Below are 15,620 nucleotides of genomic sequence, written 5' to 3'. Positions count from 1 at the left end.
GCCCTACTGCCTTAAAAAATATTGTTCTGCTGTGGGCTTGGAAGTTGGTCACTGCGCCCACATGCTGTCGTGCACACATCATGAGGTGCTCAATGCGCGCCACCCAAGAGTCAACCAGCAGCACTCCCTCCAGTGACCACAACTCTGCGGTCGCAAATCGCCAATTACGCTGGCTTGAACGTCTAAGCACCTATCGCCAGCCTATCGGCCTAATGCTTACCCTAGTGTTGTTCAGCATTGGCTTGCTCGCCTGCTGGCATCTGCTGCACGAGCTGGACCCCGACGCTTTGAGCAATGCCATACACGAAGTGCCAGGCAGTAGCCTACTGGCAGCCATGGGCGCGACTGCTGTCGGCTTCGCCGCATTGATCGGCTACGAGTGGTCCGGCTGTCGACTGGCCGGAGTTCATCTGCCCATCAAGCGTATGGCACTCGGTAACTTCTGCGCCTCGGCAATCGGCAACGCGATTGGCTTCTCGATGCTATCTGGCGGTTCCGTGCGCTTTCGCTTGTACGCCCACGACAACTTGAGCGGCGGTGATATCGCCCGCATCACACTATTTGCCAGTCTGGCACTGGGTTGCGCCCTGCCACCACTGGCAGCCATGGCCGCCCTGAGCAATACAAATGCCGCCGCGCTGGCTTTGCACCTGACACCATTACAAGTGCAGGTCATCGCCGGCAGCGTGCTACTGCTCACTGCAGCCTTGGTGGTGGTGCTATCGCGCCTGCGTGATCCACAAGCACCAACTCCGGGTTGCGTAACCATCCGCCTGGGCCAGCGCTCCCTGCGTCTGCCTGGCCTGCGCCTTAGCGCCCTGCAGCTGCTGATCACCCTGATTGACGTGTGTGCAGCCGCCAGCGTGCTGTATCTGCTGCTACCAGAAGCACCGCCCCTGGGAACGTTCTTGCTGGTTTATCTGCTGGCTCTAGCCGCTGGCGTACTTAGCCATGTACCCGGCGGAGTCGGTGTATTTGAGGCAGTACTGCTGGCAGCCTTTGCCGGGCAACTGGGTGCTGCGCCACTGGCCGCAGCACTGCTGCTCTACCGCCTGATTTACGTGGGCCTGCCGCTGATCATTGCCTGCATATTGCTGCTGGCCAACGAAGCTCGCCGATTTATGCCCGCCGGCCGCCAGGCGGTACAAAACGCTTCAGGCCTAGCCGCACCGGTGCTGTCATTGCTGGTTTTCCTATCCGGCGTGGTGTTGTTGTTTTCCGGCGCAACACCTGCCGTTGATACGCGCCTTGAGCACCTCAGCTTTCTAATTCCGCACCACCTGATTGATGCCTCCCACCTGGCCGCCAGCCTGATAGGGGTGCTCTGCCTGCTGCTCGCGCACGGCCTGCGTCGCAGGCTTTCAGCGGCGTGGGCATTGACCGTAGGCTTGCTGTTAAGCGCTGCAGTGTTGTCGATACTCAAGGGCTTTGACTGGGAAGAAGCCAGCTTACTGCTGCTCACTGCCGCGCTACTGATGCTCTTTCGTCACGCCTTCTACCGCCCTAGCCGCCTACTAGAGATGCCTTTCTCTCCGGTCAACCTAGTGGCCACCCTCTGCGTGCTGAGTGCATCACTCTGGCTGATGTTCTTTGCCTATCAAGACGTGCCCTACAGCCATGACCTGCTCTGGCAATTCGCCGTAGATGCCGACGCACCACGCACCCTGCGCGCCACCTTGGGCAGCGGCCTGCTACTGGCAATCGTGGTATTGCTGTGGTTATTGCGGGCAATGCCGATGGTGATCCACGAACCCACAGAAGACGAACTGCTTAAGGCCGCAAAAATAGTAAAAAGCTCAGAGCAACCCGATGGTGGCCTGGTGCTAACCGGCGACAAAGCATTGCTGTTCAACCCCGCCGGCGATGCCTTTTTGATGTACGCCCGCCAGGGTCGCAGCCTGATTGCCTTATTCGACCCGATAGGCTCCGCCAGTTGCCGGGCCGAATTGATCTGGCAGTTCCGCGACCTCTGCGACCTGCATCATGTACGCCCAGTGTTCTATCAGGTGCGGGCAGAAAACCTGCCCTACTACATGGACATCGGCCTCAGCGCCATCAAGCTCGGCGAAGAAGCTCGGGTTGACCTGCTCAGCTTCGATCTGGAAAACAAGAACAAGGCCATGAAAGACCTGCGCTACACCCTCAGCCGTGGCCAACGTGACGGCCTGACACTGGAAATATTCGCTGCCGGACAAGCGCCAATGGCCACCCTGCAGAGCATTTCCGATGCCTGGATGCTGGGTAAGCAGGTGCGTGAAAAAGGTTTCTCCCTCGGCCGTTTCGACCCTGATTACCTAAAGCACTTCCGGATTGCCGTGGTCTCCAGTGGCGGCCAGCCGATGGCCTTCGCCAACCTTCTGGAAACCGACAGCAACGAGTTGGCCAGCATCGACCTGATGCGCGTACATCCTGATGCGCCCAAGCTGACCATGGAATTTCTCATGCTCAACCTGCTGCTGCATTTCAAAGCCAGCGGCCACCAGCGCTTCAGCCTGGGCATGGTGCCCCTGGCCGGCCTGCAACTGCGCCGTGGTGCACCACTGACCCAGCGCTTGGGCTCACTGGTGTTTCGCCGTGGCGAACAGTTCTACAACTTCCAAGGCCTGCGCCGCTTCAAGGACAAGTTCCAGCCGGAATGGGAACCCCGCTACATGGCCGTACCACCCGGGCTTGACCCGCTAGTGGCACTCGCTGATACCGCCGCGCTAATCGCCGGCGGGTTTACCGGACTGATCAAACGCTGAGGTTTGCATGCTTACACGTCACTGGCGACGCCTGGTTATTCTGCTCATCCTGGCCTTGGGCCTAGCAGCACTTGGCTGGCGGCTCTGGCCAGCCCCGCAAGCACATGTCGAACATCACCAATTAGCCGACGGCAGCTCGGCGCAACTGGCAAAGCCTGGCGGCCCAGCAACAGCCCAGGTCATCTTGCTGATCGACCAAGCGCAACAGTTACAGGATGCCGAGCTCCTAAGCCTGGCTCAGGACAGCGGCGCTCAGTTAATACAACTGGCCTTACCTGAAAACGACTGCAACGCTCAGCAACAACGTCTACAAGCGGCAGAGAAGGTTCTGCAAGCGCCCCCAACCCTGGTTGCCGGCATCGGCCCAGGCGGTGCTTTTGCCTGGCGCTGGCTAGCGGAACAAAGCAGTGATAGTGCCCAAGCGCTGTCGGTCGGCTTCAGCCTGCAACAGCCAGACTGCGCATCAGCGTTGCCAAGCAAGGCCGAACACGGCCATTGGAGCGTCGATTGGAATAACAACCCCGACGACCCAAGCGCGCGCTTTGCCCGCGAGCAGGCGAATGCGCAGACCAGCATCAGCGACTACGACACCAGCCTCCCGCAATTGCTCAAACAACGCCTGCTGAGCTTGCTGCAAGGCCACGGCGAACCAATGCCCATTATCGAGGTGGCCAGCGATACGAAGGCCGACACCGTGACCCTGTTTTATTCCGGTGACGGCGGCTGGCGCGACCTCGACCGCGACGTGGCAGCAGAACTGGCCAAGCGAGGCAATCCAGTGGTAGGGATCGACTCGCTGCGTTACTTCTGGCAGCACAAAAGCCCGGAACAAGGCGCTGCTGATCTCAGCCAATTGATGCAGCAGTACCGGCAGAAGTGGGGAGCCAAGCGCTTTGTCCTGGCCGGTTTCTCCTTCGGAGCAGATGCCCTACCCGCCATCTATAACCGCTTAACAAGCGAAGACCAGCAGCAAGTCGACGCCATTTTGCTGCTCGCCATAGAGCGCAGCGGTAGCTTCCAAATCGAAGTACAAGGCTGGCTAGGTAAGGCTGGGCAAGAGGCCGCGATAGCACCGGAGCTGGCCAAGTTGCCAGCGCACAAAGTGCTCTGCGTGTATGGCGTGGAGGAAGGGCCAACAAGTGGTTGCACAGAAGCAGGCGTAACCGGCGAGATCCTCAAGCTGCCAGGCGGCCACCACTTCGACGAGAACTATCCGGCACTTGCCAACAAACTTTTGCAAGCCATCAAGCAACGCCAAGGAAATAAGGGGTAAATGTTGATACGAGTTCATACTCGCTTAAGCTTTTGCGACTAGCCTCCCCAAAGCCACACACTAGAACGAGAAATCAAAAGGAACCGTGATGACCCTGAACACCCTACCCGCGCGCTACGGAAAGCTCTCGATCGCGCTTCACTGGTTAATGCTAGTGCTGATTGCAGGTGTTTATGCCTGCATCGAACTCAAGGGCAACTTCCCCAAAGGCAGTGATACCCGCGAGCTGCTCAAGCAGTGGCACTTTATGCTCGGTCTCGCCGTGTTCGCCTTGGTCTGGCTGCGTCTGCTAGCCCGCTTTATTGGCCCGACTCCGGCCATCGTACCGACACCGCCCACCTGGCAAACCATCCCCGCCAAGCTTATGCACCTGGCACTCTATGCCCTGATGATCGGCGCGCCTTTTGCGGGCTGGCTCATCCTCAGCGCTGCTGGCAAACCCATCCCGTTCTTCGGCCTGGAGTTACCGGCACTCGTGGGTAAAGACCCGGCACTGGCTAGAGACATTAAAGAGTGGCACGAACTGGCCGGCAGTGCCGGTTACTGGCTGATCGGCCTGCATGCCGCTGCTGGTCTACTCCACCACTTCTTCATTCGCGACAACACCCTGACCCGTATCCTGCCTGGCCGCGACTAAAGCAGGCTGGTCGCAGTAAAAAGCGGCGCGCTCCTTCGAGACGCGCCGCTTTTTAGGCTGCCCGGCACAGCGCGGGACCGAAGCCTCTATCCTTCTAGATCGTGCTGGGCTGCATGCAGATCTTGCGCACAAATACTCAGCGCCCTGACGGCAATATCTCCGGAGTGCCAGTAAAGGACTCAGTCCGCTCGTGACGGCGACAACAGCTCAATCTTGTAGCCGTCCGGGTCCTCAACAAACGCCAGAATGCTGGTGCCGTGCTTCATCGGACCGGGCTCGCGGGTAATCTTGCCGCCGCGCGCGCGAATGTCTTCACAGGCTTTGTAGACATCAGCCACTTCCAAGGCGATATGACCGTAGCCAGTGCCCAGCTCGTAACTCTCCACACCCCAGTTCTGGGTCAGCTCGATCACACTGTTATGTGCCTCATCGCCATAACCGACAAACGCCAGGGTGAACTGCCCTTCTGGGTAGTCTTTGCGGCGCAGTAGGGTCATGCCCAGTACTTCGGTGTAAAACGCGATGGATTTATCCATATCGCCGACGCGCAGCATGGTATGCAGCAGTCTCATCAGGTTTCTCCTCATCGTTGCCCGGCTTGTGGGCTTATAAATGCAAACCCCGGCTTATGGCCGGGGTTTGTTGTGGCTCAGGTACCCGAGTCTATCAGAGCATCTTGCGCCCTTTGTTTGCCGCAATACGCATGCGCAGGGCATTGAGCTTGATAAAGCCTGCTGCGTCCTGCTGATTGTAAGCACCGCCATCTTCTTCAAAGGTGGCGATGTTGGCGTCGAACAGCGAGTCATCAGACTTACGACCGGTGATGATCACGTTGCCTTTATAAAGCTTCATGCGCACCACGCCGTTCACGTTAGCCTGGGAGGCGTCGATCATCTGTTGCAGCATCAGACGCTCAGGGCTCCACCAGAAACCGTTGTAGATCAGGCTGGCGTACTTCGGCATCAACTCGTCTTTCAGGTGAGCGACTTCGCGGTCGAGGGTGATCGACTCGATGGCGCGATGGCCCTTGAGCATGATGGTGCCGCCAGGAGTTTCATAGCAGCCACGGGACTTCATGCCGACGAAGCGGTTCTCGACGATATCCAGACGACCGATGCCGTTCTCGCCACCGATGCGGTTCAGCTCAGCCAGCACGGTGGCTGGGCTCATGTCCTTGCCGTCGATGGCAACGATGTCACCGGCACGGTAAGTCAGCTCAATGTAAGTCGGGGTATCCGGCGCAGCTTCTGGCGATTTAGTCCAACGCCACATGTCTTCTTCGTGCTCGGTCCAGGTGTCTTCTAGCACGCCGCCTTCATAGGAGATGTGCAGCAAGTTGGCATCCATGGAGTACGGCGATTTCTTCTTGCCGTGACGCTCGATTGGAATTGCATGCTTCTCGGCGTAGTCCATCAGCTTCTCGCGCGACAGCAGGTCCCACTCGCGCCAAGGGGCAATCACTTTCACGCCAGGCTTGAGTGCGTAGGCACCCAGTTCAAAACGCACTTGGTCGTTACCTTTACCGGTCGCGCCATGGGAGATGGCGTCAGCGCCAGTTTCATTGGCGATTTCAATCAAACGCTTGGCGATCAGCGGACGGGCAATGGAAGTACCCAGCAGGTACTCGCCCTCGTAAACAGTGTTGGCACGGAACATCGGGTAGACGAAATCACGCACGAATTCTTCGCGCAGGTCATCGATGTAGATTTCCTTAACGCCCATGGCCTTAGCCTTGGCACGAGCTGGCTCGACTTCCTCACCCTGGCCGAGGTCAGCGGTAAAGGTCACCACTTCGCAGTTATAGGTATCTTGCAGCCACTTGAGGATCACGGAAGTGTCCAGGCCACCGGAATATGCCAGGACTACCTTGTTTACGTCGGCCATGCCATCAACTCCACGGGGTTGTGCGGGAAAACCCGTGATTCTACTGCCCATGACGCCTGATTTACAGAGGCGCGACAGCTTGTGATGCACAAGCGACGATTAATCACGCGCTAGCAGACGAACAGCAGCCACTAAGACGCCGCAGTAGGCGCGGTTGATGCGGGCGCAGCCGCAGGGGGCACAGCAGCCTCCGGCACTCGCTCAAGGAGAATGCTCACGCGGCGGTTTTTCGCTCGATTGGCTTCGCTGGTATTAGGCACCAGCGGGTAACGCTCGCCATGGAAACGCATGGTGATCTGCTCAGCAGGAATGCCATTAGCCTTGAGGTACTCCATTACCGCTAACGCGCGCCGCCGCGAAAGGTCACGATTAGTCAGACGATTGCCGCTGTTATCGGCATGCCCATCAAGCTGGATACGGTTGACGCTGGGGTCAGCCTTGAGAAAGCTCAGGAGGATGTCTAACTTGGCTTGGGCCAATGGCTCCAGCGCAACGCCACCACCGGGGAAACCCACCTGGCTTTTACGTATTTGATCGAAGTTCACCGGCAACAGCTTGGCCGTACAATCGAGGTAATCGTTGTAGGCCTTATTGAACTTTGCCGGCAGCAAGCGCACCTCAATCGCCTCGTTGCCCATTGCCGTGCGATGGCGCACCAAGGGGCTGCGGCCTTCAAGCAGGCCGGTAAGCAGGCGCGTGCCCTGCTCTTGAGAACTGTTGAACAACACCTCGGCAGACACCACATTGACCATGCCCAGGTTAATGTCACCACGCCCCGGCTGCCAGGGTGCAGCGGCTGCTAGCAAGGTCGCACTGCCCGCCCCGAGCCAGTGTTCGCGAGCCTTCAAACTGAATGTCACTTGTTCGCCCGCACGGCGCACAAACACCCCGGAACCGAAATCGGTGATGGGTTGCGATAAACGGCACTCGAACTGATCACCTTCGACCTGCCACTCGATCTTCTCCAGACGCGTCTGGAAGCTAATAGCAAAGGCCGATTGGCTTGCCAGCAAGCAAAGCACCGCGAGTGGATAGCGTCGCACGACAGACTCCAAGGAATACGACTTACCTTCTGTCTATCGGTGCCACGGGGTAAAACTTGAGCCGCGTGTTTAAACCTATTAGGCCAACACAACTACAGTGAACAACGGCTGGCACCCAGGTTTGCACGACGCGCCTGCTTTCAACGTGCTGCCACGGGCCTTTTCCGGTAGCATTCTCGCCACGTTTGCCCGCCTGGAAGCTTCCATGACTGACCGCCTCACCCTGCTGCGTCCCGACGACTGGCACATCCACTTGCGTGACGGTGGCGTCCTGCCACACACCGTCGCCGATGTAGCCCGTACTTTTGGCCGCGCCATCATCATGCCCAACCTGGTACCGCCCGTGCGCAACGCCAGCGAAGCCGATGCCTACCGCCAGCGCATTCTCAGCGTGCGCCCAGCAGGTAGCCGGTTCGAACCGCTGATGGTGCTGTACCTCACCGACCTGACCCAGCCGGACGATATCCGCAGCGCCAAGGCATCCGGCTTTGTCCATGCGGCCAAGCTCTACCCCGCCGGCGCGACCACCAACTCTGACTCTGGCGTGACCAGCATCGACAAGATCTTCCCGGTGCTCGAAGCCATGGCCGAAGTCGGCTTGCCGCTACTGGTGCACGGTGAAGTAACACGCAGCGAGATCGACATTTTCGATCGCGAAAAGATTTTTATCGGCGAGCACCTGAGTCGCGTGGTTGAACGTTTCCCCAGCCTGAAAGTGGTGTTCGAGCACATCACCACCCGCGACGCGGTAGAGTTTGTGCAAGGTGCCTCGGCCAATGTCGGCGCAACCATCACCGCTCATCACCTGCTGTACAACCGCAACCATATGCTGGTTGGCGGTATTCGTCCGCACTTCTATTGCCTGCCGATCCTCAAGCGCAACACCCACCAGGACGCCCTGCTGGATGCGGCAACCAGCGGCAACGCCAAGTTCTTCCTCGGCACCGACTCAGCCCCTCACGCCAAGCACGCCAAGGAGGCTGCCTGCGGCTGCGCTGGCTGCTACACCGCCTATGCGGCCATTGAGCTGTATGCCGAAGCCTTTGAGCAACGCAATGCACTCGACAAGCTGGAAGCCTTCGCCAGCCTGAATGGCCCGGACTTCTATGGCCTGCCGCGCAATACCGACAGCATCACGCTACTGCGTGAAGACTGGACAGCGCCTGCCAGCCTACCGCTGGGTGAGCAAACCGTTACCCCTCTACGCGCTGGTGAAACCCTGCGCTGGCGTTTGCTGGAGAACCAAGCGTGAGTGAAGATCTGTACGACGACGAATCCGAAGGCAGCAGCCATTCCGGCCCGCGCCATCCAATGGCGGCACGTTTTCGCGGCTACCTGCCGGTAGTTGTGGACGTGGAAACCGGCGGCTTTAACAGCGCCACCGATGCTCTGCTGGAAATTGCTGCCACCACCATCGGCATGGATGAAAGCGGCTTCCTCTACCCGGAGCACACCCAGTTCTTCCGCATCGAGCCGTTCGAAGGGGCCAATATCGAGCAGGCAGCACTGGACTTCACCGGCATCAAACTCGATCACCCACTGCGCATGGCGGTCAGTGAAGAGCACGCGTTAACGGAAATCTTCCGTAGCCTGCGCAAATCGCTGAAAGCCAACAGTTGCAAACGGGCGATTCTGGTTGGGCATAACAGCAGCTTTGACCTGGGCTTCCTCAATGCCGCCGTAGTACGCACCGGCATCAAACGTAACCCGTTCCACCCGTTCTCCAGTTTCGACACTGCCACCCTCGCGGGCTTGGCCTATGGCCAAACTGTACTGGCCAAAGCCTGCCAGGCTGCGGGTATCGACTTCGACGGCAAAGAAGCCCACTCAGCCCGTTACGACACAGAGAAGACGGCTGAACTGTACTGCGGCATCGTCAATCGCTGGAAAGAGATGGGTGGCTGGATGGATTTCGACGACTAAGCGCCCTCAACCGAGAGCTAACTGTCATCCATAAAATCTATGCCCCCCATTTTTTGTAATACCGATCAGCGACGGGGGGCTTGCTTAAATCCATTCGGCGTCTCTATGGGGTATGCCCCGCGCCATGATGAGAGTCGCACCTGGTGAGCCTGAAAAGCCCGACGGCTTCATAAGCCGATTTTAATGTCAGGTTTTTCACCAGGCCAGCAGGCCGCTTACGTCATCAATTCTTGATATATCGCAAAACCTGAAAGGGTGCTTTGTGGTACTGCAATTAGACGCTGCAGCAATACGGACAACCATACAGGCAACCCAGGTTCAGCTAGTACGCTGGATAAGCACCGAATAACTGCCTTGCACACCGACAGGCAGATAGAGAACTACAGAAAAAAGCCATGTAACTGGTTGATGGCCTTGGTGCGATCACGAATCAGCGACTCACGTAGGCGATGCAAAACCTAAAAGGATTGGCTGGGGTTCGTTCTTAGGGGAAAGAAACGCATCGACGACCTAGACACCGCTTCACATCTAGCCTGCTCATCGATGAAGTCGCTCTTGTCGCGTTGTAGGAAGGGTCGTACGAATTGTCGGGAGATCAGTTTGGCCCCATGCACCAGTGCCATAATCTCACGCGACAGGCAATGCAAACCGGCGCAGGCCTCCTTCGCCAGTGCGCGCGCGGGCCGACTAGCGAACAGGCGCATCAACTGCTGGTGAATAGTCTTCTTGCGAAACACCTTGCGCCGACTGCTGCCCTGGACGCTCAGGTGGACAACAGTGTTTGCCTCGATCATTACCGCTCAGTTCATGGCGATGGTCTCCAGAATAAAAACACCCTGCAAAAGGCTAGCCTTTGCAGGGTGTCAGGGTGGCCATCTGATTAACCCGCTAGCAATTACGCATAACGGGCTTTTTGAATGTACTCGACTACTAGATAGCCGGGGCACCTGTCACTACAGCCTGACCAGGCTGAGCAATCTCAACCGGCAAGCCGTCTTCAGCCGCTACCACTTCGCGCAACATATCCCAATCCAAGCGCAGGCCTGCAAAGTCGTCGTTTTTAATCAGCGCATTGATCACGGCAGTATGCTTGTCGACGACCGAAGCATTTCCAGTGTCGTCGAGAGGCGCATGCGCTTCCAGATAGACCTTACCGCCACTGCGACCAAATTTATAAGCGTCATTAGTGATGCGTACTGGCGTACCAACGGCAACCATCGACGCCAATTTCAGTACGTTATTGTTGAACATACGGAAACAGCCATGGCTCACCCGCATACCAATACCGAACTTCTTATTCGAGCCATGAATCAGGTAACCCGGCACAGACAAGCCCATCTTGTAAGGACCTAACGGGTTATCCGGGCCTGGCGGCACATAGGCGGGCAATGGGTCACCGGCAGCCGCATGCTCTTCACGAATTGACTTAGGCGGCGACCACCCCGGATTTGGCGTTTTAGCGGTAATACGCGCCTCAGCGACCGGCGAACTCCAACCCTCACGACCAATACCCAGCGGATAGGTGTAAACCACATTGCGATCTTTCGGATAGTAGTAGAGACGGTACTCGGCGAGGTTGATCACAATGCCCTCGCGCGGTCCTGCTGGCAGAATGAAGCGCGTAGGCAGAATAACTTCGGTGCCTTCTCCCGGTAGCCAGGGGTCCACCCCTGGATTGGCCGCAACCATTTCCAGATAGCCAATATCATTGGCCTCGCCAAGGTCGGCGAAAGTGTCTTCATACTTGGCCTTGACCACCTGAATCTCGCCAACGATATCGTCACCCGGCGCAGGTAACGGAAACTCAAGTGCATTGGCAGAGGCTACGGCGAAGACAGCAGCAAGTGGCAGGCAGCGGGTGACGGCAAAGGCACGCGACAACATCCGGGAATTCCTGACGAAAATAGTTGGTAAAAGTAGGCGGCGATTGTACACCGATTGATCAGCTACTTGGATAGCTCAACGCCCCGGTAATGCTGGCCGCTCACCACGCTTCTGAGCCTCTAATGTCGCTCGACATGCCGGGCAAAGACGCTTGTCGCGCAGCATTGTCTTATCTAAGTCTCGCCACACCGGCTGAGCAGGTAGCAAACCACCGCACAGCGTACGATCGGCGAACTGGCCTAACTCAAGCTGTCGCGCCAACAGATGCACGCGCACTTCTCGGCAGGCGAACAGGTCAAGCTGCTCACCTGGCTCGATCAGTTGGTAGGCGTATAAGGACCAGGCAGGGCGCGGCATCGAGGGCTCCAGTGAGGGGGCGCCACATTAGCCGAAAGGCAGCATACAGAAAAGCCTGTCAGAGCAAAGGTTTCAGCGCCGGCCAAACGTTATCCAGCAACTTGGGTTGCGCCTCAAGATTAGGGTGAATGCCATCGTTCTGCATCAGCGAGGGCACGCCACCTACGCCCTCCAGCATGAAGGGCACCAAGGCCGAACCTGTCTCACTGGCAACCTTAGGAAACACCGCCGCGAATGCCGTGGTGTAGCGCACGCCGTAATTAGGTGGCAGTTGCATGCCCAGGATCAGCACCTTGGCACCCTTTTGCTGCGATGCTTGCGCCATGGCCGCAAGGTTTTGTTGCAATTGCGCAGGGGGCTGGCCACGCAGGCCATCGTTGCCACCCAGCTCGATAATCACCAGATCCGGCTGATGCTCTTTAAGCAGCGCAGGTAGCCGTGCGGCGCCACCTGCGCTGGTATCGCCACTGATCGACGCATTGACCACCTGATGGTCAAAACCCTGCTCAACCAGGCGCTTTTCCAGCAAAGCGACCCAGCCCTGGCGGGTATCCAGGCCAAAAGCCGCGCTGATACTATCGCCGACTATCAGCACGCTACCCGCGAACGCCGCCGGCCCCCACAGCAGCAGGCTCAGGGCAGTACCGATCAACCACTTACGCATTGGATTCTCCATGAGCTCAAGTATTCTCACCGCGCGAAACCTTAGCAAAGTGGTCACTAGCACGGAAGGCGAGCTAACCATACTTCATGACCTGTCGTTAGAGCTTGTTTCCGGTGACAGCCTGGCGATTGTTGGCAGCTCCGGGTCGGGCAAATCCACCCTACTCGGTTTACTCGCTGGGCTGGATCTGCCGAGCAGTGGCAGCGTTGTGCTCGCAGGTAATGACCTAGCCAGCCTCGATGAGGACAAACGAGCGCGCGTGCGCGCCGAGCACGTGGGCTTTGTCTTTCAGTCCTTCCAGTTGCTCGACAGCCTGAACGCCCTGGAAAACGTCATGTTACCGCTGGAACTCGAAGGCCATGCCGATGCCCGCCAACGCGCCCGCACCCTGCTGGAACGGGTCGGTCTGAGCCAGCGCCTGACCCATTACCCACGCCAGCTCTCGGGCGGTGAACAGCAACGCGTGGCGATTGCCCGCACCTTTGCCGCCGAGCCGGCAGTACTGTTTGCCGACGAACCCACCGGCAACCTCGACAGCCATACCGGCGAGCGGATCAGCGACCTGCTGTTCGAGCTAAACCAGGAACGCGGCGCGACACTGGTGTTAGTCACCCATGACGAGCGCCTGGCGCACCGCTGCCAACGCCTGATCCGTCTTGAAGGCGGCCACTTGGTCGACCACGTGGAACCCTGATGAATCATCTGCCGTTTACCCGTCTGCTGTCACTGGCCAGCCGCCAACTGCTGCGCGATGCCCGCGCTGGCGAACTCCGCGTACTGTTTTTCGCCCTGCTGATTGCGGTCGCCGCCAGCACGGCCATCGGCTATTTCGGTGCGCGCCTGAACGACGGCATGCGACTGCGCGCGACCGAGTTTCTTGCTGCCGACTTGCGTCTGACCGGCAGCTCGCCTAGCTCGCCCGAACAAATCAGTAGCGGCAAACAACTGGGGCTGGATCATGCCCAGTTGGTCGAGTTCTCCAGCGTGATCGCCAGCGACGCTGGCATTCAGCTGGCCAGCGTAAAAGCAGCGGACAGCGCTTACCCGCTGCGCGGCGAATTGAAAAGTGCGGCGGCACTGTACGACACCGAACACGTCAGCCCTGGCCCAGGGCCGGGCGAAGCCTGGGCAGAAGCCCGACTGTTTGTTGCCCTCGACCTCAAACCCGGTGACAGCGTCGAGGTCGGTGCAAAAACCTTGCGCCTGACCCGTGTACTGACCTTCCTCCCCGATGAGGCGGGTGATTTTTACAGCCTGACCCCGCACCTGCTGATGAACCTCGATGATCTGGCCGCTACTGGCGTGGTGCAACCAGGCAGCCGCGTGCGTTACCAAGAACTGTGGCGTGGCGATAGCGATGCCTTGGCGCAGTATCGCCAGCGCATCACCGCAACCCTTGCACCCAATCAGCGCCTAGAAGATGCCAAGGATGGAAATCGCCAGGTCGGCAGCGCCCTGGGCCGCGCCGAACGCTATTTGAACCTCGCCAGCCTGGCGGCCGTATTGCTGGCCGGGGTTGCCGTAGCCTTGTCGGCGGCACGCTTTGCCGCCAGACGTTTCGACGCCAGTGCCTTACTGCGCTGCCTGGGGTTATCACGTAACCAGGCGCTGGGCTTGTTCAGCCTGCAATTAGCACTGCTGGGCATAACCGCCAGCCTAATGGGTGCGCTGCTGGGCTGGCTGGCCCAATTGGCGCTGTTCGCCCTGCTTCAGGACCTGCTGCCCGCGCAGATTCCACCCGGCAGCCTCTGGCCAGCGCTGGCCGGAATGGCCACCGGCCTGGTCGCCCTCGCCGGCTTTGCGTTACCGCCCTTGGCTGCACTGGGCCGTGTACCACCGCTACGGGTCCTGCGCCGCGATTTACTGCCAGTACCGGCCAGCTCCTGGTTGGTCTATGGCGCTGCCTTACTGGCCCTGGGCCTGATCATGTGGCGCTTAAGCCTCGATCTGCAATTAACCTTTGCCCTGCTCGGCGGCGGCTTGCTAACTGCGGCGTTACTGGGCGGTTTAATCCTGCTCAGCCTGCAGAGTTTGCGTCGCCTGCTGGCCAACGCCTCACTGCCCTGGCGTCTGGGGTTGGGGCAACTACTACGCAATCCCCTTGCCGCAGCTGGCCAATCGCTGGCTTTCGGTTTAATCATCCTGTGCATGGCACTGATCGCCCTGCTGCGCGGCGAGCTACTCGATACCTGGCAGAGTCAGTTGCCCGAAAATGCGCCTAATCACTTTGCCCTGAATATTCTGCCAGCGGATAAAGAGGCCTTTAGCACTCGTCTGAGCCAACTGTCACCGCATCCTGCTCCATTGTTCCCGGTGGTGCCCGGTCGCCTAGTGATGATCAATGGCGAACCGGTAAAACAAGTCGTCAGCAAGGACTCTCAGGGTGAGCGCGCCATTCGCCGTGACCTGAGCCTGACCTGGGCCGCCGACTTGCCTGCGGACAACACCATCGTCGCCGGTAGCTGGTGGAGCGAGGCTAACAGTGGCGAGTTACCCGGCGTATCGGTGGAGTCCAAGCTAGCCGATAGCCTGCAACTCAAACTAGGCGACCGCCTGAGCTTCAGCGTCGGCGGGCTCAACCGCGATGCGGTTGTCAGCAGTCTGCGCGTGGTGGACTGGAATAACTTCCAACCCAACTTTTACATGATTTTCCAACCCGGCACCCTGCAGGATCTGCCGGTCACCTACCTGACCAGCTTCTACCTGCCGCCTCAACATGAGCAGCAACTGGTTGAACTGTCGCGCGCCTTCCCCGCCGTCACCCTGCTGCAAGTCGAAGCACTACTGGCGCAACTGCGCAGCATCCTCGCGCAGGTCACCCTGGCTATCGAGTTCGTCTTGCTGTTCGTGCTGGCTGCCGGTCTTGCCGTGTTGTTCGCTGGGCTGCAGTCCACCCTGGACGAACGTATTCGCCAGGGCGCTTTGTTACGCGCCCTGGGTGCTGAGCGCAAACTGTTGATCAAGGCGCGGCGCGCCGAATTCGGCCTGCTTGGTGCGGCAAGCGGACTGTTGGCCGCGTTTGGTTGCGAGCTGATCAGCTTCCTGCTTTACCACTTTGCCTTCGACCTCAATTGGCAACCGCACCCCTGGCTGCTGTTGCTGCCATTGATTGGTGCCCTATTGGTGGGTAGCGCCGGTATTCTCGGCACACGCCGAGCACTGAATATCAGCCCGCTGACGGTGCTGCGCGAGGGCTGATAGACTCGCGCAC

At 58.8% G+C, this 15,620-nt stretch carries 14 protein-coding genes; 7 read left to right on the top strand and 7 right to left on the bottom strand.

The annotated features are described in order from the left end of the window. Positions 1-80 precede the first annotated feature (80 nt). The 3 genes from mprF (at position 81) to VCA57_RS12760 (ending at position 4,654) form a co-directional block, all read left to right on the top strand. Positions 81-2,744, top strand: coding sequence for a bifunctional lysylphosphatidylglycerol flippase/synthetase MprF (gene mprF, locus VCA57_RS12770; protein ID WP_411185405.1), 2,664 nt, complete (start codon positions 81-83; stop codon positions 2,742-2,744). Positions 2,745-2,751: 7 nt separating this feature from the next. Beyond that, positions 2,752-4,017 carry a virulence factor family protein gene (locus VCA57_RS12765; protein WP_411185404.1) on the top strand — a complete coding sequence of 422 codons (1,266 nt, stop codon included), beginning with the start codon at positions 2,752-2,754 and terminating at the stop codon, positions 4,015-4,017. Between the two features lie 88 nt (positions 4,018-4,105). Further along, positions 4,106-4,654 carry a cytochrome b gene (locus tag VCA57_RS12760; protein ID WP_411185403.1) on the top strand — a complete coding sequence of 183 codons (549 nt, stop codon included), beginning with the start codon at positions 4,106-4,108 and terminating at the stop codon, positions 4,652-4,654. Positions 4,655-4,833: 179 nt separating this feature from the next. Here VCA57_RS12760 and gloA read toward each other — a convergent pair whose 3' ends face one another. The 3 genes from gloA to VCA57_RS12745 form a co-directional block, all read right to left on the bottom strand. Next, positions 4,834-5,226 carry a lactoylglutathione lyase gene (gene gloA, locus VCA57_RS12755; protein ID WP_411185402.1) on the bottom strand — a complete coding sequence of 131 codons (393 nt, stop codon included), beginning with the start codon at positions 5,224-5,226 and terminating at the stop codon, positions 4,834-4,836. Between the two features lie 94 nt (positions 5,227-5,320). After that, positions 5,321-6,538, bottom strand: a complete 1,218-nt coding sequence (locus VCA57_RS12750) for an argininosuccinate synthase (protein ID WP_411185401.1) — start codon at positions 6,536-6,538, stop codon at positions 5,321-5,323. Between the two features lie 131 nt (positions 6,539-6,669). After that, entirely contained in the window at positions 6,670-7,581 is a 912-nt protein-coding gene (locus VCA57_RS12745) for a flagellar protein MotY (RefSeq protein WP_411185400.1), read from the bottom strand. Positions 7,582-7,786: 205 nt separating this feature from the next. Here VCA57_RS12745 and pyrC point away from each other — a divergent pair, with 205 nt between their 5' ends. After that, positions 7,787-8,833 carry a dihydroorotase gene (gene pyrC, locus VCA57_RS12740; protein WP_411185399.1) on the top strand — a complete coding sequence of 349 codons (1,047 nt, stop codon included), beginning with the start codon at positions 7,787-7,789 and terminating at the stop codon, positions 8,831-8,833. After that, on the top strand, positions 8,830-9,504 hold the full coding sequence (rnt, locus tag VCA57_RS12735; protein WP_411185398.1) for a ribonuclease T: 675 nt from the start codon (positions 8,830-8,832) through the stop codon (positions 9,502-9,504). The genes pyrC and rnt overlap by 4 nt, the downstream gene beginning before the upstream one ends. A 458-nt stretch (positions 9,505-9,962) precedes the next feature. On the opposite strand, the gene VCA57_RS12730 is transcribed toward rnt, so the two are convergent. The 4 genes from VCA57_RS12730 to VCA57_RS12715 all read right to left on the bottom strand — a co-directional run bounded on the left by VCA57_RS12730 (position 9,963) and on the right by VCA57_RS12715 (position 12,409). Continuing rightward, positions 9,963-10,298 carry a hypothetical protein gene (locus tag VCA57_RS12730; protein WP_411185397.1) on the bottom strand — a complete coding sequence of 112 codons (336 nt, stop codon included), beginning with the start codon at positions 10,296-10,298 and terminating at the stop codon, positions 9,963-9,965. Positions 10,299-10,434: 136 nt separating this feature from the next. Further along, a complete protein-coding gene (locus tag VCA57_RS12725; protein WP_411185396.1) occupies positions 10,435-11,388 on the bottom strand; it encodes a L,D-transpeptidase family protein in 954 nt (317 codons plus the stop codon). 75 nt (positions 11,389-11,463) lie between these two features. Then, positions 11,464-11,745, bottom strand: a complete 282-nt coding sequence (locus VCA57_RS12720; RefSeq protein WP_411185395.1) for a hypothetical protein — start codon at positions 11,743-11,745, stop codon at positions 11,464-11,466. 58 nt (positions 11,746-11,803) lie between these two features. Then, positions 11,804-12,409, bottom strand: coding sequence for an arylesterase (locus VCA57_RS12715; protein WP_411185394.1), 606 nt, complete (start codon positions 12,407-12,409; stop codon positions 11,804-11,806). A 10-nt stretch (positions 12,410-12,419) separates the two neighbouring features. Here VCA57_RS12715 and VCA57_RS12710 point away from each other — a divergent pair, with 10 nt between their 5' ends. Continuing rightward, positions 12,420-13,103, top strand: a complete 684-nt coding sequence (locus VCA57_RS12710; protein WP_411185393.1) for an ABC transporter ATP-binding protein — start codon at positions 12,420-12,422, stop codon at positions 13,101-13,103. Further along, positions 13,103-15,607, top strand: a complete 2,505-nt coding sequence (locus tag VCA57_RS12705) for an ABC transporter permease (protein WP_411185392.1) — start codon at positions 13,103-13,105, stop codon at positions 15,605-15,607. Before VCA57_RS12710 ends, VCA57_RS12705 begins: the two co-directional genes overlap by 1 nt. The last annotated feature ends 13 nt before the right edge of the window (positions 15,608-15,620 follow it).

The organism is Pseudomonas sp. (assembly GCF_046581935.1).
Classification (GTDB): domain Bacteria; phylum Pseudomonadota; class Gammaproteobacteria; order Pseudomonadales; family Pseudomonadaceae; genus Aquipseudomonas.
This window is presented reverse-complemented; position numbering and strand designations above follow the sequence as displayed.

Excerpts from the sequence above, each read along its gene's own strand:
- mprF (WP_411185405.1), top strand. The coding sequence starts at position 81 with ATGAGGTGCTCAATGCGCGCCACCCAAGAGTCAACCAGCAGCACTCCC.
- VCA57_RS12765 (WP_411185404.1), top strand. The coding sequence starts at position 2,752 with ATGCTTACACGTCACTGGCGACGCCTGGTTATTCTGCTCATCCTGGCC.
- VCA57_RS12760 (WP_411185403.1), top strand. The coding sequence starts at position 4,106 with ATGACCCTGAACACCCTACCCGCGCGCTACGGAAAGCTCTCGATCGCG.
- gloA (WP_411185402.1), bottom strand. The coding sequence starts at position 5,226 with ATGAGACTGCTGCATACCATGCTGCGCGTCGGCGATATGGATAAATCC.
- VCA57_RS12750 (WP_411185401.1), bottom strand. The coding sequence starts at position 6,538 with ATGGCCGACGTAAACAAGGTAGTCCTGGCATATTCCGGTGGCCTGGAC.
- pyrC (WP_411185399.1), top strand. The coding sequence starts at position 7,787 with ATGACTGACCGCCTCACCCTGCTGCGTCCCGACGACTGGCACATCCAC.
- VCA57_RS12730 (WP_411185397.1), bottom strand. The coding sequence starts at position 10,298 with ATGATCGAGGCAAACACTGTTGTCCACCTGAGCGTCCAGGGCAGCAGT.
- VCA57_RS12725 (WP_411185396.1), bottom strand. The coding sequence starts at position 11,388 with ATGTTGTCGCGTGCCTTTGCCGTCACCCGCTGCCTGCCACTTGCTGCT.
- VCA57_RS12720 (WP_411185395.1), bottom strand. The coding sequence starts at position 11,745 with ATGCCGCGCCCTGCCTGGTCCTTATACGCCTACCAACTGATCGAGCCA.
- VCA57_RS12715 (WP_411185394.1), bottom strand. The coding sequence starts at position 12,409 with ATGCGTAAGTGGTTGATCGGTACTGCCCTGAGCCTGCTGCTGTGGGGG.
- VCA57_RS12710 (WP_411185393.1), top strand. The coding sequence starts at position 12,420 with ATGAGCTCAAGTATTCTCACCGCGCGAAACCTTAGCAAAGTGGTCACT.
- VCA57_RS12705 (WP_411185392.1), top strand. The coding sequence starts at position 13,103 with ATGAATCATCTGCCGTTTACCCGTCTGCTGTCACTGGCCAGCCGCCAA.